Raw genomic sequence first — 23,823 nt, forward strand, 5'->3', positions numbered from 1 at the left:
GGCGCCTCGATTAACTTCTTAATCTCGCTCACCTTCAATCCAACGAATTCATAGAGTCTTCATCAGCTTTTCGATTGCGCCTTTTCGGCATAACTAGAACTTGCGTTCTGTCTTTTCATTTTTCCAGGCTTACCCAAAGTTATAGGGTCAAGCCGCACGGGCAATTAGTACTGGTTAGCTTAACGCATTACTGCGCTTCCACACCCAGCCTATCAACGTCGTGGTCTACAACGACCCTTCAGGGGGCTCAAGGCCCCGGCAGATCTCATCTTGAAACGAGTTTCCCGCTTAGATGCTTTCAGCGGTTATCTCTTCCACACTTAGCTACCCTGCGATGCCACTGGCGTGACAACAGGTACACCAGAGGTGTGTCCACTCCGGTCCTCTCGTACTAGGAGCAGGCTTCCTCAAATCTGCAGCGCCCACGGAAGATAGGGACCAAACTGTCTCACGACGTTTTAAACCCAGCTCACGTACCTCTTTAAATGGCGAACAGCCATACCCTTGGGACCGACTACAGCCCCAGGATGAGATGAGCCGACATCGAGGTGCCAAACACCGCCGTCGATATGAACTCTTGGGCGGTATCAGCCTGTTATCCCCAGAGTACCTTTTATCCGTTGAGCGATGGCCCTTCCATACAGAACCACCGGATCACTATGTCCTGCTTTCGCATCTGCTCGACTTGTCAGTCTCGCAGTTAAGCACGCTTATGCCATTGCACTATCGTCACGATGTCCGACCGTAACTAGCGTACCTTCGAACTCCTCCGTTACGCTTTGGGAGGAGACCGCCCCAGTCAAACTGCCTACCATGCACTGTCCCCGATCCAGATAATGGATCCAGGTTAGAACCTCAAACGCACCAGGGTGGTATTTCAACGTCGGCTCCATGCGATCTAGCGACCGCACTTCAAAGCCTCCCACCTATCCTACACAGATCCGTTCAAAGTCCAATACAAAGCTACAGTAAAGGTTCATGGGGTCTTTCCGTCTTTCCGCGGGGAGATTGCATCATCACAAACATTTCAACTTCGCTGAGTCTCAGGAGGAGACAGTGTGGCCATCGTTACGCCATTCGTGCAGGTCGGAACTTACCCGACAAGGAATTTCGCTACCTTAGGACCGTTATAGTTACGGCCGCCGTTTACTGGGACTTCAATCAAGAGCTTGCACCCCATCATTTAATCTTCCAGCACCGGGCAGGCGTCACACCCTATACGTCCACTTTCGTGTTTGCAGAGTGCTGTGTTTTTATTAAACAGTCGCAGCCACCAATTTTTTGCAACCCCTTTGAGCTCCGTTTGTACAACTTCACTTACTTGGGGTACACCTTCTCCCGAAGTTACGGTGTCAATTTGCCGAGTTCCTTCTCCTGAGTTCTCTCAAGCGCCTTAGAATACTCATCTCGCGCACCAGTGTCGGTTTGCGGTACGGTCGTCAATAGCTGAAGCTTAGTGGCTTTTCCTGGAAGCAGGGTATCACTCACTTCGTCTGCAAGCAGACTCGTTATCACCCCTCATCTAAGCCTGGCGGATTTGCCTACCAGGCACGACTACAGGCTTGAACCAACATATCCAACAGTTGGCTGAGCTAACCTTCTCCGTCCCCACATCGCACTATTGATCGGTACAGGAATATTGACCTGTTTCCCATCAGCTACGCATCTCTGCCTCGCCTTAGGGGCCGACTCACCCTACGCCGATGAACGTTGCGTAGGAAACCTTGCGCTTACGGCGAGGGGGCTTTTCACCCCCTTTAACGCTACTCATGTCAGCATTCGCACTTCTGATACCTCCAGCATCCGTTACCAGACACCTTCACAGGCTTACAGAACGCTCTCCTACCACTTGCAATAAATTGCAAATCCGCAGCTTCGGTAACTGGCTTAGCCCCGTTACATCTTCCGCGCAGGACGACTCGATCAGTGAGCTATTACGCTTTCTTTAAATGATGGCTGCTTCTAAGCCAACATCCTGACTGTTTTAGCCTTCCCACTTCGTTTCCCACTTAGCCCGTTTTAGGGACCTTAGCTGGCGGTCTGGGTTGTTTCCCTCTTGAGTCCGGACGTTAGCACCCGGTGCTCTGTCTCCCAAGCTGTACTCGTCGGTATTCGGAGTTTGCATAGGTTTGGTAAGTCGCCATGACCCCCTAGCCTAAACAGTGCTCTACCCCCGACGGTAATACTTGAGGCACTACCTAAATAGTTTTCGGAGAGAACCAGCTATTTCCAAGTTTGTTTAGCCTTTCACCCCTATCCACAGCTCATCCCCTAATTTTGCAACATTAGTGGGTTCGGACCTCCAGTACCTGTTACGGCACCTTCATCCTGGCCATGGATAGATCACTTGGTTTCGGGTCTACACCCAGCGACTAGTCGCCCTATTCGGACTCGATTTCTCTTCGCCTCCCCTATTCGGTTAAGCTTGCCACTGAATGTAAGTCGCTGACCCATTATACAAAAGGTACGCCGTCACCCCTAAGGGCTCCGACTTTTTGTAAGCATACGGTTTCAGGATCTATTTCACTCCCCTCCCGGGGTTCTTTTCGCCTTTCCCTCACGGTACTGGTTCACTATCGGTCGATGATGAGTATTTAGCCTTGGAGGATGGTCCCCCCATATTCAGACAGGGTTTCTCGTGCCCCGCCCTACTTGTCTGCAGCCTAGTACCACCGATCGGTTTTCACATACGGGACTATCACCCACTATGGTCGGCCTTTCCATGCCGTTTTGTTAACTGATCGACTATCACTGCAAGGCTCTTCCGAATTCGCTCGCCACTACTATCGGAATCTCGGTTGATGTCTTTTCCTCTGGGTACTTAGATGTTTCAGTTCTCCAGGTTCGCTTCGTGCACCTATGTATTCAGTGCACGATACCTCTTGCGAGGTGGGTTCCCCCATTCAGAAATCTCCGGATCAAAGCTTATTTGCCAGCTCCCCGAAGCTTATCGCAGGCTATCACGTCTTTCGTCGCCTATCATCGCCAAGGCATCCACCATATGCTCTTAGTCACTTGACCCTATAACTTTGGACTCTCTTGGCGAGAATCAAAGCCTGGTGTTCAAAGACTGGTGAGGTCTTGCACCTCACGCGTTATGCCGTAATGTGAATATCTTTGGCTGCATCTTTCAATGCAGCTTAGAGAATATTCGTCATTACTAGATAAATTTGCATTCGCAAAATATCTGTTTTGACGCAATCAAAATGTTGCTGGCGGCACGGTGCACAAACCTTGGTTTGTGCTTTCCACCAGCAACGCTGATTTCGACTCTATGAATTTTTAAAGAACAGCCTATTGATCAAAGATCAATATAAAAGCAGTCTGATGCAGACTGCTTTTATATTGAATTTGGTTTTTTCGCTTTTACTCTGCTTTTGATCCGCTTGCGCTTCACATCTGCTGAGCCAACGATTATAGCACCTTTCGGCGCTATCATTTTTGGTGGAGGATGACGGGATCGAACCGACGACCCCCTGCTTGCAAAGCAGGTGCTCTCCCAGCTGAGCTAATCCCCCGGGATCCTCTGACCAGATATTGGAATCTTGGTGGGTCTAGTTGGGCTCGAACCAACGACCCCTGCGTTATCAACACAGTGCTCTAACCAGCTGAGCTACAGACCCATTCCATGCAACCCGCTGTCACTCAGCAGGCCACCTGGCTTGTTCCAACAACCGATAAGTGTGGACGTTCAATTTGAAGCAGCATTTTTCCAGAAAGGAGGTGATCCAGCCGCACCTTCCGATACGGCTACCTTGTTACGACTTCACCCCAGTCACGAACCCCGCCGTGGTAAGCGCCCTCCTTGCGGTTAGGCTACCTACTTCTGGCGAGACCCGCTCCCATGGTGTGACGGGCGGTGTGTACAAGACCCGGGAACGTATTCACCGTGACATTCTGATCCACGATTACTAGCGATTCCGACTTCACGCAGTCGAGTTGCAGACTGCGATCCGGACTACGACTGGCTTTATGGGATTAGCTCCCCCTCGCGGGTTGGCAACCCTTTGTACCAGCCATTGTATGACGTGTGTAGCCCCACCTATAAGGGCCATGAGGACTTGACGTCATCCCCACCTTCCTCCGGTTTGTCACCGGCAGTCCCATTAGAGTGCTCAACTGAATGTAGCAACTAATGGCAAGGGTTGCGCTCGTTGCGGGACTTAACCCAACATCTCACGACACGAGCTGACGACAGCCATGCAGCACCTGTGTGCAGGTTCTCTTTCGAGCACCAAACCATCTCTGGTAAGTTCCTGCCATGTCAAAGGTGGGTAAGGTTTTTCGCGTTGCATCGAATTAAACCACATCATCCACCGCTTGTGCGGGTCCCCGTCAATTCCTTTGAGTTTCAACCTTGCGGCCGTACTCCCCAGGCGGTCAACTTCACGCGTTAGCTTCGTTACTGAGTCAGTTAAGACCCAACAACCAGTTGACATCGTTTAGGGCGTGGACTACCAGGGTATCTAATCCTGTTTGCTCCCCACGCTTTCGTGCATGAGCGTCAGTGCAGGCCCAGGGGATTGCCTTCGCCATCGGTGTTCCTCCGCATATCTACGCATTTCACTGCTACACGCGGAATTCCATCCCCCTCTGCCGCACTCTAGCCTTGCAGTCACAATGGCAGTTCCCAGGTTGAGCCCGGGGATTTCACCACTGTCTTACAAAACCGCCTGCGCACGCTTTACGCCCAGTAATTCCGATTAACGCTTGCACCCTACGTATTACCGCGGCTGCTGGCACGTAGTTAGCCGGTGCTTATTCTTACGGTACCGTCATGACCCGGGGATATTAGCCCCAGGCTTTTCGTTCCGTACAAAAGCAGTTTACAACCCGAGGGCCTTCATCCTGCACGCGGCATTGCTGGATCAGGCTTTCGCCCATTGTCCAAAATTCCCCACTGCTGCCTCCCGTAGGAGTCTGGGCCGTGTCTCAGTCCCAGTGTGGCTGGTCGTCCTCTCAGACCAGCTACAGATCGCAGGCTTGGTAAGCCTTTACCCCACCAACTACCTAATCTGCCATCAGCCGCTCTAGTAGCACAAGGCCCGAAGGTCCCCTGCTTTCATCCGTAGATCTCATGCGGTATTAGCTACTCTTTCGAGTAGTTATCCCCCACTACTAGGCACGTTCCGATGTATTACTCACCCGTTCGCCACTCGTCAGCATCCGAAGACCTGTTACCGTTCGACTTGCATGTGTAAAGCATGCCGCCAGCGTTCAATCTGAGCCAGGATCAAACTCTATAGTTCGATCTTGAATTTAAAGTCTTTCGACTGCTCACTCACTTGACGGAATCAAGAAGAATAAATTCTTCCTCATTACTGTTTTTGTGAGCGCTTGATAACTCCGAAGAGTTTTGTTCCGAAGAACTGGCTGCTTGCCCTCAAACGCCCACGCTTATCGGCTGTATTTTTTTAAGGAGCCGAGTGCAAAATCAGAAATCCCGATCTTGAATCTCGTTGCTTGCTGCGATCAGCGAAGCCTTGAATTCTATCACAACTTTGCCGTCTGATTTCTTTCAGATCGACTAGCGAAATTTTGCATTCCGCTCAGTGAAGCCTTGCATTGTACACAGATTTTTGCAGTCCAGACAACATCCGCACGGACATCCGGACAAAGAACCCGGCAGGCCTTGCCTGCCGGGTTCTTTGTCGCTTCTCAGGCGCGAGCGGCCTGCACCAGTGCGTCGACAAACAGCGCCGCCACATCACAGCCAGTCTGATCAAAGATCTCCTGGAAGCAGGTGGGACTGGTCACATTGATCTCGGTGACGTTATGACCGATGACATCCAGCCCTATCAAGAGCAGACCACGCTGCACCAGACGCTCTCCAATGAACTCGGCAATGGCCTTGTCCTGCTCTGCCAACGGCTGGGCCACGCCCTTGCCGCCGGCCGCCAGATTGCCGCGCACCTCATTGCCCTGCGGAATGCGGGCCAGGCAGAACGGCACAGGCTTGCCGCCAATGATGAGCACCCGCTTATCGCCATGAACGATGTCGGGCAGGAATTTCTGCACCATGACGCTGGTGGAGCCTCCCTGATTCAGGGTTTCGATGATGCTGCCTAGATTGCGTCCGTCTTCACCAACCCGGAAGATGCCCATGCCGCCCATGCCGTCCAGGGGCTTGAGGATGATGTCCTTGTGCTCTGCATGAAAAGCACGGATGTCCTGGGCGCTGCGCGTGACCAGAGTGGGAGAGATGAACTGAGCAAACTCCATGATGGCGAGCTTTTCGGGATGCTCGCGCAGTGCGCTGGGTTTGTTGAAGACCTTGGCACCCTCACGCTCGGCCTGACCGAGCATGTGCGTGGCGTAGAAGAACTCGGAATCGAAGGGCGGATCCTTGCGCATGACGATGGCATCAAAGTCTGCCAGTGCCGTCAAAGCGCTTCGCGTCTCCTCGAACCAGCGGTCTTGCTCCCCGGTCAGACTGATATGGCGCACCTGCGCCATGACCTTGCCGCCGCTTTGCCAGGAGATATGGCGGGGCTCGCAGGCCACGATCTGGTGACCTCGGCGCTGAGCCTCACGCATCATGGCAAAGGTGGAGTCCTTGTAGATGACAAAGGATTCCAGCGGATCGGCAACAAACAGTATTTGCATGGTGAAAAACTCTAGCGGTAGAGGTAGATACCGGCATCATGCCCAGCCGGGCAAAACACCACAATATGACGGCAGATACTCAGGTCCTGCGCGCACGCAGGCTCTGGACAAGCAGGGCCAAGCTGCCTGCAACCACACCCCAGAAGGCTGAGCCCACCCCTGCGATGACAACGCCGCTGAGCGTGACCAGAAAGGTGATGAGCGCTGCCTCTCGGTGCTTTTCCTCCTTGAAGGCCGTCGCCATGCCGCCGCCTATGGAGCCCAGCAGGGCCAGTCCGGCGATGCAGGCTACCAGCTCCTTGGGAAAGGCCGTCAGCAGACCGGTGACCACCGCACCAAAGACACCTATCAAAATATATAGCAGCCCGCATACGGCAGCGGCGGTATAGCGCTTGTTTCTGTCCTCATGCGCCTCGTCTCCCATGCAGATCGCCGCCGTGATGGCGCTGAGGTTGAGGGCATAGCCGCCAAACGGCGCCAGCAGCAAGGTCGCCACGCCCGTCATGCTGATGACCCTGGAGACGGGTATCGGATAGCCTGTGGCGCGTATCACCGCCACGCCCGGCAGATTCTGCGAGGCCATGGTCACGACAAACAGGGGCAAAGCCAGGCTGATGAGTGCCTGCAGCGAGAACTCGGGAGCCGTATAGACCGGCATGGCCAGCCCGCCATGCACGGCCGACCACTGCATCTGCCCGCTCAGCGCCGCCCAGGCGGTTCCGGCCAGCAGGGTGACGATGACCGCATAGCGAGGGGCCATACGCCGCGAAAGCAGATAGGCGAGCAGCATGACCAGCACCAGGGACAGATTGGTTTCGGCCGCAGAAAAGGCCTGCATGCCGAACTTGGCCAGCACCCCAGCCAGAAGGGCCGAGGCAATCTCCATGGGGATGCGGTTCATGATGCGCTCGAACCAGCCGGTCACCCCCACCAGGATGATGAGGGCCGCGCTGACGATAAAAGCACCGATCGCCTCCCCCATGGAGAAACCACCTGCAAGCCCAGCGGTCGCCAGCACCGCCGCCCCTGGGGTGGACCAGGCCACCATGACCGGCATGCGCAGAATCAGCGACGGGACCAGCGAGCACAGACCCATGCCCAGGCCCAGCGCCCAAATCCAGGAAGTAATTTGCTCAGGCGTGGCATGAAACGCCTGCGCCGCCTGAAACACCAGGGCCACCGAACTGGTAAAGCCCACAAGCACGGCCACAAAGCCTGCGGCCACGGCGGCAGGGCTCAAGTCTTTGAAAAAGCGCATCCGTGCATTCTGGCACCACGCCTGCCAGAAATGCAGCACCTCGTGCGACTGTTCATGGCGAGCACGGTCAGCACTCTTCATCCAATAGCATCAACCTCTTAACAGGAAAGCAATTGATGCATTTTTGACTCAAAGTATCTACAGCTCGATCTTGGAGCCCAGCTCCACCACCGAGTTGCTCGGCAGGTGCAGGAAATCAGCAACCCGGCTCGCATTCTTATGCATCTGCGCAAACAGCTTTTCGCGCCAGTGCGCCATGGAGTTGTTCATGCGCGGGATGATCACATCACGCGACAGGAAATAGCTGGTGGACATGGAGTCCAGCTTGCAGCCCTGGGTACGCAGCTGCGCCAGCGCAGCAGGCACATCGGGCTCGTTCTTGAAGCCGTAGTGGATGATGACTTCCCAGCAGTCGCCACCCAGCGACTCTGCCTCCACCCGCTTGTCCATCCCGACCCAGGGCACTTCGTGGTTGCGCACGGTCACAAAGAGATTGCGCTCATGCAGCACTTTGTTGTGCTTGAGGTTATGGAGAAGCGCATGCGGCACAGTGCCGGGCTCCCCCGAGAGGAAAACCGCCGTGCCGGGCACGCGCGTGGGCGGATGACGCCAGGTGGATTCCAGAAACTGACGCAGATCCAGCGCATCCGCCTGCAGCTTCTGATGCAGCAGCTCGCGCCCACGGCGCCAGGTCATCATCAGGGTGAAGACCGTGCCACCGATCAGCAGCGGGAACCAGCCGCCTTCAAACAGCTTGAGCAGATTCGAGGCGAAGAAAGCCAGATCCACCACGAAGAAGAAGCCCGTCGCCAGCAGGCACAAGGCCAGCGAATAGTTCCAGCGATAGCGGATGACAAAAAAGGTCAGCATGGTGGTGATCAGCATGTCCAGCGTCACCGCAATACCGTAGGCTGCCGCCAGATTACCGCTATTGCGAAACAACAGAACAGCCAGCGCAATCGCCACAAACAGGCCCCAGTTGACTAGAGGCATGTAGATCTGGCCGGTCTCCTTCACACTGGTGTGACGTACTTCAAAACGTGGAAAGTAGCCCAGCTGAATGACCTGGCGCGTCACGCTGAAGGCCCCCGTGATCAGCGCCTGCGAGGCGATCACTGTGGCCATGGTGGCCATGATGACCAGCGGCAGCAGCGCCCAACTGGGTGCCATCATGAAAAACGGGTTCTTGACTGCCTCGGGATTGGCCAGCAGCAAAGCGCCCTGACCGAAGTAATTCAGGGTCAGCGCCGGCATGGCAACGCTGAACCAGGCCAGACGGATAGGCTTCTTGCCGAAGTGCCCTAGATCGGCATACAGCGCCTCGGCACCCGTCACACAGAGCACGACCGAGCCCAGAATGATGAAGCTGATGCCCGGGCTGTTCCAGATGAAGCTGACCGCGTAATGCGGGCTGAGTGCCGCCAGGATTTCCGGGTGCCCCATGATCTGGTGCACACCCAGCAGGGCGATACAGGCAAACCAGGTCAGGGTTACAGGGCCAAAGAACTTGCCTATGCCTGCCGTTCCGCGCTTTTGCACGAAGAACAGCAGAAACAGAATCACCAATGTCAGCGGAATCACGGCCTTGGTGAAATGCGGCGAGATGACTTCCAGGCCCTCAACCGCCGAGAGCACGGAAATCGCAGGAGTGATAACGCCGTCGCCATAGAAGAGCGAGGTGCCGAACATACCCACCAGAAACAACGTGCTGGACAGTCGCGGCTTGTCCTTGACCGTCTGCGAGGCCAGGGCCAGCATGGCCACCAGCCCGCCCTCGCCGTTGTTGTCGGCGCGCAGCACCAGTGTCACATATTTGAGGGAGACGATGACCGTGAGCGTCCAGAACAGTACCGATAGCACGCCATAGACGTTGGCCGGCGTGAACGGCACATAGCCTGAGCCGAAAACCTCCTTGACCGAGTACAAAACACTGGTTCCGATGTCTCCGTAGACGACACCGATCGCGCCGAGGGTCAGGGCGCCTAGCGAGGATTTCGAATTTTGCACGGTTCAGGAAGCGACTCGTAAGGCAGTCACCGAGTGGGGAAATTGTCGGCATTGTGCGCTGTCCTTAGCGCCTGCGAAATCAGTCGTAGATTTCTGCGTCGGGATTAGTGGCTTCCAACTCGTAGCTGGCAGCCAACATGGCCAAACGTGCTATCACGCCATACATATAGAAGCGGTTGGGTGCGCTGGCGCCCGGACGTGCGCTGGCCTGAGGCAGGTGGTTGCTCTGCTGGAAAGCCAGGGGCACGTAGCCCGCACCGGGGGCATTGAGGTTCTCGTCCTCACCACGTTCGGGGTGCATGCGGTAGAAACCACCCACCACGTAACGATCCATCATGTAGACCACAGGCTCGGCCACGGCGTTGTGCATGCGCTCATAGGTCAGCACGCCCTCCTGCACGATGACGTCATGCACGGTCTGGCCGTCCTTGATGACGCCCATCTTGTTGCGGCTCTTGCGTGGCAGCGCAGCCAGTTCCTTGGCGTCGCGCACGGTCATCACGCCCATGCCATAAGTGCCGTTGTCGGCCTTGACCACGGCAAACGGCTTTTCCTTGATGCCATATTCCTTGTACTTGCGGCGCACCTTGGCCAGGATCACGTCCACCTGCTCGGCCAGGGCCTCCATGCCCGTGCCTTCGGCAAAGTCGATGTTCTCCACATGACCGAACAAGGGGTTGATCAGCCAGGGGTCGATGCCCAGCAGCTTGCCGAAGCGCTTGCCGACTTCCTCGTAGCTCTGGAAGTGGCGACTCTTGCGACGCACATTCCAGCCTGCATGCAGCGGCGGCAGCAGGTATTGCTCGTACAGCTCCTCGATGATGCCGGGCACGCCGGTGGAGAGGTCGTTGTTGAGCAAAATGGTGCAGGGGTCGAAATCCTTGAGGCCCAGACGGCGCTTGCTTCGGATCACCGGCTCCAGCTTGATCTCGTCGCCCAGGGGCAGCGTGATGGACAGCGTCTTCTTGATCTCGGGGCTGATGGAGCCAATGCGCACATTGAGACCCGCCATGCTGAAGATGCGCTTGAGCTGCAGCACGCTGGCCAGATAGTGGGTGTTGCGCGTGTGGTTCTCGGGAATGATGAGCAGATTGCGCGCCTCGGGGCATATCTTTTCGATGGCAGCCATCGCAGCCTGGACAGCCAGTGGCAGCATTTCATCGGTCAGATTGTTCCAGCCGCCTGGAAACAGGTTGGTATCCACCGGTGCCAGCTTGAAACCCGCATTACGAATATCCACCGAGCAGTAGAACGGCGGCGTGTGCTCCATCCATTCCAGGCGGAACCAACGCTCAATGGCAGGCATGGAGTCGAGAATGCGCTGCTCAAGTTCGTTAATGGGGCCGGTCAAAGCCGTGACGAGATGTGGAACCATAAATACCCTCAGGAGACGATGGTGGGGGGCAATTGTAGAGATTGAAGCATGAGATAGGTGTTTTCCCCAGTCTTTGTTTCAACGACGCCAGAATGCCGGTGACAGCAAAGCCATGAAACTCAGTATCTCGAGCCGCCCCAACAGCATGCCCAGAGTACACACCCAGATCTGGAAATCCGTCAACACCGTGTAGTTGGATGATGGGCCAACCGCGCCCAGTCCCGGCCCCATGCAGTGCACGCTGGCCAGCACGGCAGAGAAGGCGGTCAGAGGGTCGAGATCGGTCAGCAGCAACACCATGCTCAGAACAATGACGGTGGCACCGTAAACCAGCATGTAGGCCAGCACCGAAAAAATCATCGGGTTATCTACCACCGCATCGCCCAGCCGCACCGGCTGCACGGCTCGCGGGTGCACCAGACGTGTCATCTCACGCCTGGCCTGCTTGACAAGAATCAGCATGCGCACCATCTTGATGCCGCCGCCTGTCGAGCCCGCGCTGGTGGCAACGCCCGACAGCAGCAACAACAAGACGGGAATGAACACCGGCCAGGACAGATAGTCCGTGGTGGAAAAGCCGGTGGTCGTGGCGACGGAGACGGTATGGAACATGCCGTTGCGCAAGGCATCGAGCGGCCCATAGACCCCCTTGACCCAGAGCAGCAGCGCCACCAGCAGACCCGAGCCCAGCAGCACGCCAATCGTGGCGCGCATTTCGGGGTCGCGCATGAAGCTATCGAGGCGCCCTTTGCGCATGGCCACGAAGTACAGCGCAAAGTTGCAACTGGCCAACAGCATGAACAGCAAGGCTGCGGCCTCCAGCAGCGGCGAGTTGAAATAGGCGAAGCTGGCATCGTGCGACGACAGCCCGCCCAGGCTCACCGTGGCGAACATATGCATCAGCGCATCCAGGGGCTGCATGCCGCAGGCCCAGAAGGCCAGAAAACAGCCAATGGAAAACAGCGCATAGACCCCCCACAGGCCTTTGGCCGTCTCGGTAATACGCGGCGTGAGCTTGGTGTCCTTGACGGGGCCTGCGGCTTCCGCTCTGAAAAGCTGAGCACCACCGACACCCAGCAGCGGCAACACGGCCACGGCCAGAATCAGGATCCCCATGCCCCCCATCCATTGCATGAAGGTACGCCAGACATTGATGGACACCGGCAGCTGATCCAGACCGCTGAGCACCGTGGCCCCGGTTGTCGTCAGGCCCGAGACGGCCTCGAAGTAGGCATGGGTGAAGCTGATGGAGATGCCCACCCGGTTCAGCCCCATCATCAGCGGCACCATGGCACACAGCGGCAGCACCACCCAGACCAGGGTCACCAGAATCACGCCATGGCGCGGCTGCAGGTCCTGCTTGTAGCGGTGCAGACCACCCCACAGCAGCAGCCCCACGCCGACCGTCAGTCCGATCGACCAGGGATAGATGCGCCAGATGCCATCCTGCGTGAACCAGGAGATGCCGAAGGGCAGCAGCATGGCGCCGGCAAACATGATCATCAGCATGCCCAGCACACGCAGGACAGGAAGCAGGTCTTTCATGAACGCAGCTTAGAAAAAGGTGGCGCTGACGCGGAACAGGTTTTCCACGTTGCGCACCAATCGCTTGTTGGGCAGGAAGAACACCACATGGTCGCCGGATTCAATCACGGTATGGCTGCGCGGAATGATGACCTCAGTCTCCAGCGCCGCGCCCGCCACTTCCTCACAGGTCTTGCCTTCGGGAATGCCGCGCACGATGAGGCCGATGTGCACCTCCTCGGGCAGGCGCAGCTCTTCCACCTTGCGCCCCACCACACGCGAACTCTTGCGGTCGCCGCGCGCCACGATCTCCAGTGCCTCGGCAACGCCGCGGCGCAGGCTGTGCACGGCTTGCACATCGCCGCGGCGCACGTAGGCCAGGAACTCGCCCAGCATGGCCTGCGCCGGCGACAGCGCAATATCGATCTGCGTTCCGTGCATCAGGTCGGCATACGCGCGGCGATTGATCAGCGACAGAACGCGGCGCGCGCCCATGCGCTTGGCCAGCAGGCTGGACATGATGTTGTCCTCGTCGTCGTCCGTCAGCGCCAGAAACAGATCCACCTCCTCGATACCCTCTTCCTCGAGCAGGGCCTCATCGGTGGCATCACCTTCCAGCACCAGCACTTCGGCTGGCAGCACCGACGACAGGCTCAGACATTGCTGGGCGTTGGACTCGATGATCTTGACGTGAAAGCGCCCGGGCGTCTGCGCCAGCTTCCTGGCCAGCCGCAGGCTCACCTGGCCTCCGCCCGCAATCATGATGCGGAACACCGGCCGGCTCGGGCGGCCTTCGGGCAGATTGATGGCCTTGAGAGCCTCGGACACATGCTCGGTCGCAGCCAGCATGAAGACCTCGTCGCCGGGCTCTATGCGCGTGACCCCGTCGCAGCGCACAAACCGGTCTGGCTCGTCCATGAAGCGGCGGTAGATCGCGACGATGCGCATGGCCAACTCCGGCATACGCTCGCGCACCTGGGCAATCTGCAGGCCGACGGCAGGCGCGCCTGCACGTGCGCGCACCGAGGCCAAGGCGGCCCGCCCGCCCGCAAAGGCCCGCACCTGCATGGCCTCCGGGTATTCGATGAGCTTGCGGATGTAATTGGTGACCGATTCCTCGGGGCAGATGATGCGGTCGACCGCAAAACCCTCTTTGCCCAGCACCGGGTCATCCACTGCAAAGCTGGACGAGCGCACTCGCGCAATGCGGGTGGGGATATCGAACACGGCCTGGGCAATCTTGCAGCACACCAGGTTCGTCTCGTCCATGGAGGCACAGGCGATCAGCAGATCGGTGTCCTTGGCGCCCGCTTCAGCCAGCACCTGGGGATCGATGCCGTTGCCGACCACGCCGCGCAGGTCGAAGCGAGATTCCAGCTCGCGCAGTGCGCGCGCATCGGTGTCGATGACGGTGATTCCGTTTTGCTCGGACACCAGACTTTCGGCCACACTCTGGCCTACGCGCCCGGCACCCAGAATAATGATTTTCATGGTGTTATGGAAAGGGATCCAAGCTGCGGCATTGAGTCATATCCGGAAAAGACCGCGCCTGCAGCCTCTCCGGCAGACGGACTTCAGGAACGGACTTCGCCGTCGCCCAAGACCACGTATTTGAGCGAAGTCAGGCCCTCTATGCCCACCGGCCCACGCGCATGGAACTTGTCGGTGCTGATGCCGATCTCGGCGCCGAGTCCGAACTCGAAGCCATCGGCAAAGCGGGTGCTGGTATTGACCATGACGCTGGCCGAATCGACCTCGCGCAGGAATTTCTGCGCATGCAGATGATTGGTCGTCAAAATCGACTCCGTATGGTGGCTGGAGTACTTGTTGATGTGGGCAATGGCCTCGTCCACCCCCTCCACCAGCTTCACGCTGATGATGGGGGCGAGGTATTCCTCGTACCAGTCCTGCTCCACCGCCTGGGCCAGCTTGGCATCCTTGACGGTCTGCAAAATGGCCAGAGCCTCGGCATCGCAGCGCATCTCCACGCCCTTGGCGGCATAGACGGCGCCGATCCTGGGCAGGAAGTCCGCGGCCACGGCGCGTGCCACCAGCAGGCTTTCGCTGGCGTTGCAGGGGCTGTACTTGTTGGTCTTGGCGTTGTCAGCCACCTTCACGGCCATGGCGATGTCGCAGGGGTCATCCACATAGGTGTGGCAATTGCCGTCCAGATGCTTGATGACGGGCACCTTGGCCTCGTGGCTGATGCGCTCGATCAGGCCCTTGCCGCCGCGGGGGATGATGACATCCACATAGTCGGGCATGGCGATGAGCTGGCCCACGGCGTCACGGTCGGTGGTCTCCACCAGCTTGACGCCGTCTTCGGGCAGGCCGGCCTCGGCCAGCGCCTGGGCCACCAGCCTGGCCAGCGCCTTGTTGGAGTCGATCGCTTCCGAGCCGCCGCGCAGAATGCAGGCATTGCCGCTCTTGATCGAGAGGCTGGCCGCTTCGATGGTCACATTCGGACGGCTTTCATAAATCATGCCGAACACGCCCAGGGGCACACGCATCTGGCCCACGCGGATCCCGCTGGGCATTTGCTTGAGGCCGCTGATCTCGCCGATCACATCGGGCATGGCTGCGAGCTGCTCGCAGCCTTCGGCGCAGGTCTCCAGCACCTTGGGCGTCAGTCGCAGCCTGTCGACCATGGGGGCCGACAGGCCATTGGCCACGGCACGCTCCAGATCGCGGGCATTGTCGATCTGCAGCGGCTCGACGTTCTCGCGCAGCAGACGGGCCAGTGCCTTGAGTGCTTTGTTTTTAGTAGCTGCAGACGCACGCGCCATCAGTGCAGAGGCGGCTTTTGCCTGTACACCGAGGTTGTGCATGTATTCGACGGTATTGAGCGCGTTCATGGCGTGATTTTCGCCGAGATAAGCAAGTTGCGCAGACAAGCCCGACCATGAGGGGGTTTATGACCCTACGGACACCTACACTCGGCCTCTGAATCGCAAGGAGACTTATGAGCCACAACACCACAGCGCTACAGGAAAGCGCCCGCCAGCTCCAGCAGCTGCGCAGCGGATTCGAGCAGCTCGCCCACTCACAGATCAGCGCCAGCGCCCTCGGCCAGCAGGCACGCGCCGCGACCACACTGCTGCAGGCGCTGCCGCCACGTTATGGCGAGGTACTGCTCAATCTGCTGGACCGACTGGAATCCAGCGCGCTATTCACCGAGGAAAGCTGCTCCTTCAGCCAGAAGGACCTGCTGGACAATCTGCGCCTATGGGCCGACAAGGCCCAAGCCCAGCTCGCCGCCAATCCCGGCTGAACCGGAAATCAGCGCCCGGCCTGGGCCAGCTGCATGGCCAGTTGTCGCAGGGCCTGCCAGCTATCGCGTGGCCAGCCCTCGCTGGGCAGGCCTTTGACAATGCCGTCCACGGCATGGGCAGCCTGCAGCAACTCGGCCGCGCGTGCATCGCTGACACGCGGCAGCAGCCGCTCCATCAGCCTCTCCTTGGGACCCCAGATACGATTCTCGCGCAGCGCCATGGGCAGGGGCTTGCCGCCCGCCATGGCGTCCTTGACCCGCTTGATGTTGCGAATGTCCTCGGCCAGCGCCCAATGCACCAGCACCTCGGCCTCGCCTTCGGCCTGCAGACCGTCCAGCATGCGCATGCTGCGCGCCACCTGGCCCGATAGCACGGCCTCGGACAGCTTGAACACGTCATAGCGCGCCACATTGAGCACCGCCTGCTCCACTTGCGCCAGGCTCAGCTCGCCCTCGGGGTGCAGCAGGGCCAGCTTCTGAATTTCCTGGTGCGCGGCCAGCAGATTGCCTTCCACGCGGTCGGCAAAGAACTGCAGCGTGCGCTGCCCCTCTTCACCGGCCGCCACACGCTGATTCTGCAGCGCCAGACGCTGGGCAATCCAGTGCGGCAGCGCACCGCGCTCCACCGGGTCGACCTGGATGGAGACGCCGTTGCCGTCCAGCGCCCCAAACCAGGCACCGGTCTTGGTGGCCTTGTCCAGGCGCGGCAGACTGATCAGGGTCAGCGTGCTGTCGTTGCCCTGGGCGCTGCTGGCCAGCTGCTGCAGCGCGGCACTGCCGTCCTTGCCGGGTTTGCCGCTGGGGATGCGGATCTCGAGAATCTGCTTGTCCGCAAACAGGCTCAGGCTGCCGCCGGCCGCCAGCACGCCGCTCCAGTCAAAGTGCGCGCCCATGACGGTATAGCTGCTGCGCTCGGTATAGCCCTGAGCACGCGCCGCTGCACGAATCGCGTCGGCCGCTTCCTGCTGCTGCAAGGGCTCGTCGCCATGCAGCACATAGAGCGAGCGCAAGCCCTTGGCCAGATGGGAGGGAAGCTGGTTCAGCGCAAGCTGCATGGAGAAGAATTTTCTATAAAAAGTATCTGAAACACCCTGATTTCAAGCCTCGACAGCTATCAAACTCACCGGCGCATCGCCGACGCGGCGGCCTCCACCCGGGGCCGCCACGCAGCGACTCAGGCAATCGCTTATGACACCTGCAGGCTCTTGACCGCAGCCAGACGACGAATGATCTGCTGCACGATGTCGTTGCGCATGTCCTTGTTCAGCATTTCCTCTTCCACTGCCTTGGACAAGGCATTGGTTTCGTTATAGGTCACGTTGCGGATCTGGCGAATCTCGACCGGCTCGATCAGCTCATCGCCGCCAGGCGTGCGCAACGAGAAGCGCACGATCAGACGCAGTTCGATTTCACGCACCTGACCGGCCACATTGGAGCCGATGATGACGCGCTGGGCCTGCTCGCTGATGATCTGGCAGATCACTTCGGCAGTATCGGGCGCTGCCGGGTCCTTGATCACGGTCAGCTTGTCGCTGGCCGACTCCAGACTGCGACGCAGCAGAACGCCCACGGGCGCACCGCGCCCTGCCTGCACGTAAATGGAGCGAAACACAAAATCCGGCGCGCCACGCAGGCGAAAACCGCAGGCTCCCAGCAAAGGCGTCAAGGCCATGGCGGCCAGCAGCGTACGTTTTTGCATCAACTGTCCTCTAATCTTCAAGCCCTGCTGCGCGCATCGACTCTTGCTCCAGAAATACCGAGCAAGGGCCGCCCCGCAGCGAAGGTATTGTCCCCCTCCCGCGAAGCGAGAGAGGGGGAAGGCGCACAGCGCCTCAGGGGGAGACTCCGGTCACACCACGATATTCACCAGACGGCCCGGCACCACGATGATCTTCTTGGGTGCACGGCCTTCGGCAAACTTCTGGTATTCCTCGTTGGCCAGCGCAGCCGCCTCGATGGCGGCCTTGTCGGCGGTCGCAGACACCAGGATCGCACCGCGCAGCTTGCCGTTGACCTGCAGCACCAGCGAGATCTCGTCCTGCACCAGGGCCTTGGGATCGACCTGCGGCCAGGGGGCATCGAGCAGATCGCCCAAGTGGTTGGCATAGCCCAGCTCGCTCCACAGCACATGGGCCAGGTGGGGCGTAGCGGGGTAAAGCACGCGCAGCAGAATGCCGAAGCCTTCGATCAGCGCCACCTTGGCACCGGCGTCATCCAGGGCCTTGAAGTCTTCGAGCGCATTGATCATCTTCATCGCGCCGGACACCACGGTGTTGTACTGCATGCGCGAGTAGTCGTACTCGACCTGCTTGAGCACGTTGTGGATTTCCAGACGCAGGGCCTTGGCCGCCTTGCCGAATTCCACATCGTCCAGCGACTTGGCACCGGCCACGCCCTGCACGGCGGAAGCCATGTCCATGCCTGTCAGCTTGCTGCCGAAGTTGTAGACGCGGCGCAGGAAGCGGTAGCTGCCTTCCACGGCGGCGTCGTTCCACTCCAGCGTCAGCTCGGGGGGCGAGGTGAACATGGTGTACAGACGTGCAGTGTCGGCGCCGTACTTCTCGATCAGATCCTGCGGATCCACGCCGTTGTTCTTGGACTTGGACATGGTTCCCACGCCCTCGTAGTCGATGGCGGTTCCCACGGGCAGCAGGCCGTCGGCGCTGTCCACTTCGACCTTCAGCTTGGCGCCGATGATCTTGCCGGAGTCGTCGAACACATGCTCCACATCCTTGGGCCAGAAGTATTCCTTGGCACCCTTGGCCGTGCGACGGCTGTAGATGTGGTTGAGCACCATGCCCTGGGTCAGCAGCTTGGTGAACGGCTCGTCGATCTTGACCAGACCCAGGTCGCGCATGACCTTGGTCCAGAAACGCGCGTACAGCAGGTGCAGGATGGCGTGTTCCACGCCGCCGATGTACTGGTCCATGGGCATCCAGTAATCGGCGCCGTCGGCCACCATCTGCTCGCTGTCCTTGGCATCGCAGTAGCGCATGAAGTACCAGGACGAGTCCACGAAGGTGTCCATGGTGTCGGTTTCACGGCGCGCAGGCTTGCCGCAGCAGGGGCAGACCACGCCGGCGTGGAAGGCTTCGCTCTTGATCAGCGGGTTGCCGGAACCATCGGGAACCAGATCCTGTGGCAGCACCACGGGCAGGTCCTTCTCGGGCACGGGCTGGGCACCGCAGTCTTCGCAGTGAATGATGGGGATGGGCGTGCCCCAGTAGCGCTGGCGGCTCACGCCCCAGTCGCGCAGGCGCCAGGTGGTCTTGAGCGCGCCCAGACCCTTGGCTTCCAGCAGCTTGGCCACGGCCTGCACGGCATCCTTGTGGTTCAGACCGTCCAGCTCGCCGGAGTTGATCAGAACGCCGCGCTCCTTGTCGCCGTACCAGTCGCTCCACTGCTTGTCGTCATAGGCTGCCTGGCCTTCCACGGCCACCACCTGCCTGATGGGCAGGCCGTACTTATTGGCAAAGGCGAAGTCGCGCTCGTCATGGGCAGGAACACCCATCACGGCGCCGTCGCCATAGCTCATCAGCACATAGTTGCCGATCCAGACCTCGACTTGCGCGCCGGTGATGGGATGGGTGACGAACAGGCCCGTGGGCTTGCCTTCCTTTTCCTTGACGGCCAGCTCGGCTTCTGTCGTGCCGCCCTTTTTGCACTCTTCGATGAAGGCGGACAGCTCGGGGCTGGAAGCCGCTGCGTGCTGGGCCAGGGGGTGCTCGGGCGCCACGGCGCAGAAGGTCACGCCCATGATGGTGTCGGCACGCGTGGTGAAGACATACATCTTGCCGTCCTGGATCAAGTTGCCGTCAGCACCCTTGATGTCGTGCGTGAATGCAAAGCGCACGCCGGCGGACTTGCCGATCCAGTTTTCCTGCATCAGGCGCACCTTGTCGGGCCAGCCATTCAATGTGGCCTTCTCGTTGCCGATCTGCACATGGTCCAGCAGCTCTTGCGCATAGCCGGTGATGGCCAGGTAGTAGCCGGGGATCTCGCGCTTTTCCACCAGCGCGCCGGTGCGCCAGCCGCGACCGTCGATGACCTGCTCGTTGGCCAGCACGGTCTGGTCCACCGGGTCCCAGTTCACCACCTGGGTCTTGCGATAGGCGATGCCTTTTTCCAGCATCTTGAGGAACAGCCACTGGTTCCACTTGTAGTACTCGGGGTCGCAGGTGGCGACCTCGCGGCTCCAGTCGATGGCCAGGCCCATGGCCTGCATCTGCTTCTTCATGTACGCGATGTTCTCGTACGTCCACTTGGCAGGCGGCACCTTGTTCTTCAGCGCAGCGTTCTCGGCGGGCAGACCGAAGGCGTCCCAGCCCATGGGCATGAGGACGTTGTAGCCCTTCATGCGCAGCTGGCGCGTGAGCATGTCGTTGATGGTGTAGTTGCGCACATGACCCATGTGCAGCTTGCCGCTGGGGTAGGGCAGCATGGAGCAGGCGTAGTACTTGGGCTTGCTGCCGTCTTCGGTGACGCGGTAGGCGTCCTTGGCTTGCCAGTGGTCTTGCGCGGCGCGCTCGACCTCGATGTGGTTGAATTTTTCTTGCATGGTGCAGTGCAGTGGCCGCCAGCCCCACTTGGGACCCGGCAAGGTAGAAATCTGAAATCAGCAGGGATTTTAGGCTCCCCGCCCGCTTGCGCCGGTTTAGCCCTGCATGACCGCAAAACCCGCTGCGCCATCCAGGCGGCCTTCCTGCACGCCACGCTGGGAAATACGGCTTTGCGTAAGCTAGTGGCTGTTCACAAATTGCTGAACTTTTTGCACGCCTGCCGGTCTGACCGGCCTGTTTCCGTGCCCGACGCCATCGCCTGCCTTCTGCCCGAAGTTGCCAGACTTGCGCTCCTGCCCCGGTCCATTCTTCTGAGGAGCTGCTCTTGCTTTCCCGCTGGTCTTTTGTTTCTGACTGGAATCCCGCCATGCAAATGCTGGCCTCGCTCTGTGTCCTGGCCCTGACCGCTCTGGTGGCCGGCTGGCTGACCCAGTGGCTGGGGCTCAAGGTCTTTCGCCGTATGCGCGACACCCTCAGGACCGGCTGGGCCCAGATCCTCATGCACGACAAGGTGCTGCGCCGCCTGGCCAAGGTCGTGCCCTCGCTGATCGTGCAGTTCGGCGTCCAGGGCGTGCCCCATCTGGAGCCGCGCTGGACCACGCTGATCACCAATGTGGCGATTGCCTTCACGCTCTATCACCTGGCGCGCGTGCTGTGCGATCTGCTCAATGCCACGAACGAGGCCCATGAACGCGACGAGGCACGCAAGGCCGCCGTCCAGACCCATTCCATCAAGAGCTATGTGCAGCTGGGCAAGCTGCTGGTCTGCAGCTTTGCCGCGGTGCTCATCGTGGCCACGCTGATGGACCGCTCGCCCCTGTTGCTGCTCTCGGGCCTGGGCGCCATGTCGGCCGTGCTGATGCTGGTCTTCAAGGACACCATCCTCTCCTTTGTCGCAGGCGTTCAGCTCGGCAGCAACGACATGCTGCGCGTGGGCGACTGGATAGAGATGCCCCAGGTCGGCGCCGACGGCTTTGTGACCGATATCGCGCTCAATACCGTCAAGGTGCAGAACTGGGACAAGACCATCACCACCATTCCCACCTGGCGGCTGATGACGGACAGCTTCAAGAACTGGCGCGGCATGTTCGACTCGGGCGGACGCCGCATCATGCGCTCGCTGAACCTCGACGCCAACACCGTGCATCTGCTCTCGCCCGAGGAGCGCGCAGGCATGGGCCATATCGCGCTGCTGCAGCCCTACTGGAGCGAGCGCGACGGCCTGCAGGCCATGCCCGGCGCGGCCGAGGCCGCCATGCCTACCCAGGCCATCGCCGCCCACCAGGTGACGAATCTGGCCGCATTCAAGGCCTATGCCTACGCCTATCTGATGGGCCACCCTCGCATTGGCAAAGGCCCAGGCATGTTTCTCATGGTGCGCACCATGGAGACATCGCCCACCGGCCTGCCGCTGCAACTGTTCTGCTACACCAACACCACCATCTGGGTGGAATACGAAGGCATACAGGGCGAAATCTTCGACCATCTGATCGGCGTGCTGCCGCAGTTCGGGCTGACGCTGTACCAGCGTTCGTCGGACTACGGCACCCACTATCCGCCCGCCCGTCCCGATGTAGTAGCCCGTTAATACCCGCGGCGGCGCTTGCCTGTCCACAATGGTTTGACACTTCAACAGGAGACAGACCATGGCAGGCAAGAAGATTTTGATGATTTGCGGCGACTACTGCGAGGACTATGAAACCATGGTCCCGTTCCAGGCCCTGCTGGCCGTGGGCCATACCGTCCACGCCGTCTGTCCCGACAAAAAGGCCGGCGACCAGATCAAGACCGCCATCCACGACTTCGAGGGCGCACAGACCTATAGCGAAAAGCCCGGCCACAACTTCACGCTCAACGCCACGTTTGCCGATGTGAAGCCCGAGCAGTACGACGCCCTGGTCATCCCCGGCGGCCGCGGCCCCGAGTATCTGCGCGGCTATGAAAGCGTGCGCGCCGCCGTACGTCACTTCTTCGACACCAACAAGCCCGTTGCCGCCGTCTGCCATGGCGCGCAGTTGCTGGCCGGTGCCGGCGTGCTCAAGGGCCGCACCTGCTCGGCCTACCCCGCCTGCCGCGCCGAGGTGGAACTGGCCGGAGGCAGCTATGCCGACATCCCCGTCGACCAGGCCCATACCGAAGGCAATCTGGTCAGCGCACCGGCCTGGCCCGCCCATCCGGCCTGGATCGCCCAGTTTCTCGCGCTGCTGGGCACGAAGATTTCACACTGAAATCGACCTCCAGCGCTTTCCCATCAAGCGCAGCAAGCTATCAATTCAAGAGTCTCCCTCTTGACGCCGCACTCACCGGGCCACACCATGGCCCGGTTTTGTTTTGGAGAGTCGCGCCATGTGCCAGGTCTTTATCAGCGCCGATCCCCAGCTCTGGGCCCACCGCGCCCGCTCCATCCGGCTGCATGGAGTCGCCACCAGCATCCGGCTGGAAAACCTGTTCTGGCAGGTCCTCGAAGAGATTGCCGCGCGGGACGGCTATACCGTTCCCCAGCTCTGCACCAAGCTCTACGACGAGCTGCTGGCCGAGCGCAAAGCGGTGGACAACTTCAGCTCCTTTTTGCGCGTGTGCTGCACCCGCTATCTGGCGCTGCAGCTGTCGGGCGAGATTCCGCAGGACATGGGCATACCGATTCGCTCGCTGGGCAATGCCTCGTCACCCCAGGCCGCCAGCCCGCAACTGACGCACTGAGGTTCAGCGCAGATACACGGCCTCGAGTCGCAGCAGCACACGCCCCTCGGCATCGCTGAGCACCAGTTTCTGCCCCTGCACGGCGTAGCTGCTGACCTGGGCCAGGGTGGCCACCAGCAGTTGCTCCCGGCGCATGCCCTGCACACAGGCCATGCGGGTACTGGCCACGGCCGAAAAACGCAGCCAGCGCCCGTCCAGGCTGTAGCTGCCGCGCAGGCGATTGCAGCCGCCAGCGCCATGGAAGCGGCCGCTGCCGGTCTCCAGCACCAGATGCGGCTCGGGCTGGTTGTCATAGGCGCTGACATGCGGGCCGTCGCCCAACTGCACCAGTTTCCAGTAGGTATTGAGAAGCGGGGCCGGCACGGCAGCCATGGCTTCGCCCTCGGACGCCGCGCTCCCTGCATCGGCAGCGGCGCTAGCCAGGACGCCCAACAGCAAGAGCACCCCCAGTGCCGGACCAAGCAGGGCGCGCAGCTTGGAGAAAGCAGTCATCACAAACACCTCTGCAGCCTTCAACACACAC

Annotated in this window: 15 protein-coding genes, 2 tRNA genes and 2 rRNA genes; 4 read left to right on the plus strand and 15 right to left on the minus strand. The window is 59.7% G+C overall.

What is annotated here, in order from left to right; translation table 11 throughout:
- Positions 1–143 precede the first annotated feature (143 nt).
- From CTR2_RS26310 to CTR2_RS26360, 11 genes are all read right to left on the minus strand, one after another.
- Positions 144–3,021, minus strand: a 23S ribosomal RNA gene (locus CTR2_RS26310).
- Positions 3,022–3,442: 421 nt separating this feature from the next.
- Positions 3,443–3,518: transfer RNA gene (locus CTR2_RS26315), tRNA-Ala, on the minus strand.
- Positions 3,519–3,546: 28 nt separating this feature from the next.
- A tRNA-Ile gene (locus tag CTR2_RS26320) sits at positions 3,547–3,623 on the minus strand.
- 93 nt (positions 3,624–3,716) lie between these two features.
- Positions 3,717–5,249, minus strand: a 16S ribosomal RNA gene (locus CTR2_RS26325).
- Together the 16S and 23S rRNA genes with 2 tRNA genes alongside form the textbook arrangement of a ribosomal RNA operon.
- Before the next feature lie 409 nt (positions 5,250–5,658).
- Positions 5,659–6,606 carry a glutathione synthase gene (gshB, locus tag CTR2_RS26330; RefSeq protein ID WP_087085747.1) on the minus strand — a complete coding sequence of 316 codons (948 nt, stop codon included), beginning with the start codon at positions 6,604–6,606 and terminating at the stop codon, positions 5,659–5,661.
- Between the two features lie 79 nt (positions 6,607–6,685).
- On the minus strand, positions 6,686–7,945 hold the full coding sequence (locus tag CTR2_RS26335; RefSeq protein ID WP_087085746.1) for a benzoate/H(+) symporter BenE family transporter: 1,260 nt from the start codon (positions 7,943–7,945) through the stop codon (positions 6,686–6,688).
- A gap of 57 nt (positions 7,946–8,002) precedes the next feature.
- Positions 8,003–9,871: a potassium transporter Kup gene (locus tag CTR2_RS26340; protein WP_087085745.1), complete on the minus strand. Its 1,869-nt coding sequence runs from the start codon at positions 9,869–9,871 to the stop codon at positions 8,003–8,005.
- Between the two features lie 79 nt (positions 9,872–9,950).
- On the minus strand, positions 9,951–11,246 hold the full coding sequence (gene gshA, locus CTR2_RS26345) for a glutamate--cysteine ligase (RefSeq protein WP_087085744.1): 1,296 nt from the start codon (positions 11,244–11,246) through the stop codon (positions 9,951–9,953).
- 78 nt (positions 11,247–11,324) lie between these two features.
- The gene (locus CTR2_RS26350) at positions 11,325–12,791 is read right to left on the minus strand and encodes a TrkH family potassium uptake protein (protein WP_087085743.1); all 1,467 of its coding nucleotides are present in this window, start codon (positions 12,789–12,791) and stop codon (positions 11,325–11,327) included.
- 9 nt (positions 12,792–12,800) lie between these two features.
- The gene (trkA, locus tag CTR2_RS26355; protein WP_087085742.1) at positions 12,801–14,261 is read right to left on the minus strand and encodes a Trk system potassium transporter TrkA; all 1,461 of its coding nucleotides are present in this window, start codon (positions 14,259–14,261) and stop codon (positions 12,801–12,803) included.
- An 83-nt stretch (positions 14,262–14,344) separates the two neighbouring features.
- On the minus strand, positions 14,345–15,625 hold the full coding sequence (locus tag CTR2_RS26360; protein ID WP_087085741.1) for a glutamate-5-semialdehyde dehydrogenase: 1,281 nt from the start codon (positions 15,623–15,625) through the stop codon (positions 14,345–14,347).
- Between the two features lie 107 nt (positions 15,626–15,732).
- Between CTR2_RS26360 and CTR2_RS26365 the strand changes: the two genes are divergently transcribed.
- Positions 15,733–16,041, plus strand: coding sequence for a hypothetical protein (locus CTR2_RS26365; protein WP_087085740.1), 309 nt, complete (start codon positions 15,733–15,735; stop codon positions 16,039–16,041).
- Between the two features lie 8 nt (positions 16,042–16,049).
- Here the strand turns inward: CTR2_RS26365 and holA are convergent, their stop codons facing one another.
- The 3 genes from holA to leuS all read right to left on the minus strand — a co-directional run bounded on the left by holA (position 16,050) and on the right by leuS (position 20,599).
- Entirely contained in the window at positions 16,050–17,096 is a 1,047-nt protein-coding gene (gene holA, locus CTR2_RS26370) for a DNA polymerase III subunit delta (RefSeq protein WP_043375700.1), read from the minus strand.
- Positions 17,097–17,227: 131 nt separating this feature from the next.
- A complete protein-coding gene (locus CTR2_RS26375; protein ID WP_087085739.1) occupies positions 17,228–17,740 on the minus strand; it encodes an LPS-assembly lipoprotein LptE in 513 nt (170 codons plus the stop codon).
- Positions 17,741–17,890: 150 nt separating this feature from the next.
- Positions 17,891–20,599, minus strand: a complete 2,709-nt coding sequence (gene leuS, locus CTR2_RS26380; RefSeq protein ID WP_087085800.1) for a leucine--tRNA ligase — start codon at positions 20,597–20,599, stop codon at positions 17,891–17,893.
- A gap of 368 nt (positions 20,600–20,967) precedes the next feature.
- On the opposite strand from leuS, the gene CTR2_RS26385 reads away from it, so the two are divergent.
- The 3 genes from CTR2_RS26385 (at position 20,968) to CTR2_RS26395 (ending at position 23,300) form a co-directional block, all read left to right on the plus strand.
- Positions 20,968–22,188 carry a mechanosensitive ion channel family protein gene (locus CTR2_RS26385; protein ID WP_087085738.1) on the plus strand — a complete coding sequence of 407 codons (1,221 nt, stop codon included), beginning with the start codon at positions 20,968–20,970 and terminating at the stop codon, positions 22,186–22,188.
- Positions 22,189–22,246: 58 nt separating this feature from the next.
- Positions 22,247–22,828, plus strand: a complete 582-nt coding sequence (locus CTR2_RS26390; RefSeq protein WP_003060496.1) for a DJ-1/PfpI family protein — start codon at positions 22,247–22,249, stop codon at positions 22,826–22,828.
- A gap of 118 nt (positions 22,829–22,946) precedes the next feature.
- On the plus strand, positions 22,947–23,300 hold the full coding sequence (locus CTR2_RS26395) for a ribbon-helix-helix domain-containing protein (protein ID WP_087085737.1): 354 nt from the start codon (positions 22,947–22,949) through the stop codon (positions 23,298–23,300).
- Positions 23,301–23,303: 3 nt separating this feature from the next.
- Here CTR2_RS26395 and CTR2_RS26400 read toward each other — a convergent pair whose 3' ends face one another.
- Complete coding sequence (locus CTR2_RS26400; RefSeq protein WP_087085799.1) at positions 23,304–23,792, minus strand: META domain-containing protein; 489 nt, start codon at positions 23,790–23,792, stop codon at positions 23,304–23,306.
- Between the last annotated feature and the right edge of the window lie 31 nt (positions 23,793–23,823).

Source organism: Comamonas thiooxydans, assembly GCF_002157685.2.
GTDB classification, from domain to species: Bacteria; Pseudomonadota; Gammaproteobacteria; order Burkholderiales; family Burkholderiaceae_C; genus Comamonas; species Comamonas testosteroni_H.

What these genes read in the sequence shown, in the direction of transcription:
- CTR2_RS26395 (WP_087085737.1), top strand. Translation starts at nt 22,947, where the DNA reads ATGTGCCAGGTCTTTATCAGCGCCGATCCCCAGCTCTGGGCCCACCGC.
- CTR2_RS26350 (WP_087085743.1), bottom strand. Translation starts at nt 12,791, where the DNA reads ATGAAAGACCTGCTTCCTGTCCTGCGTGTGCTGGGCATGCTGATGATC.
- holA (WP_043375700.1), bottom strand. Translation starts at nt 17,096, where the DNA reads ATGCAGCTTGCGCTGAACCAGCTTCCCTCCCATCTGGCCAAGGGCTTG.
- CTR2_RS26400 (WP_087085799.1), bottom strand. Translation starts at nt 23,792, where the DNA reads ATGACTGCTTTCTCCAAGCTGCGCGCCCTGCTTGGTCCGGCACTGGGG.
- CTR2_RS26375 (WP_087085739.1), bottom strand. Translation starts at nt 17,740, where the DNA reads ATGCAAAAACGTACGCTGCTGGCCGCCATGGCCTTGACGCCTTTGCTG.
- gshB (WP_087085747.1), bottom strand. Translation starts at nt 6,606, where the DNA reads ATGCAAATACTGTTTGTTGCCGATCCGCTGGAATCCTTTGTCATCTAC.
- CTR2_RS26390 (WP_003060496.1), top strand. Translation starts at nt 22,247, where the DNA reads ATGGCAGGCAAGAAGATTTTGATGATTTGCGGCGACTACTGCGAGGAC.
- CTR2_RS26360 (WP_087085741.1), bottom strand. Translation starts at nt 15,625, where the DNA reads ATGAACGCGCTCAATACCGTCGAATACATGCACAACCTCGGTGTACAG.
- CTR2_RS26385 (WP_087085738.1), top strand. Translation starts at nt 20,968, where the DNA reads ATGCAAATGCTGGCCTCGCTCTGTGTCCTGGCCCTGACCGCTCTGGTG.
- leuS (WP_087085800.1), bottom strand. Translation starts at nt 20,599, where the DNA reads ATGCAAGAAAAATTCAACCACATCGAGGTCGAGCGCGCCGCGCAAGAC.
- trkA (WP_087085742.1), bottom strand. Translation starts at nt 14,261, where the DNA reads ATGAAAATCATTATTCTGGGTGCCGGGCGCGTAGGCCAGAGTGTGGCC.
- CTR2_RS26335 (WP_087085746.1), bottom strand. Translation starts at nt 7,945, where the DNA reads ATGAAGAGTGCTGACCGTGCTCGCCATGAACAGTCGCACGAGGTGCTG.
- gshA (WP_087085744.1), bottom strand. Translation starts at nt 11,246, where the DNA reads ATGGTTCCACATCTCGTCACGGCTTTGACCGGCCCCATTAACGAACTT.
- CTR2_RS26365 (WP_087085740.1), top strand. Translation starts at nt 15,733, where the DNA reads ATGAGCCACAACACCACAGCGCTACAGGAAAGCGCCCGCCAGCTCCAG.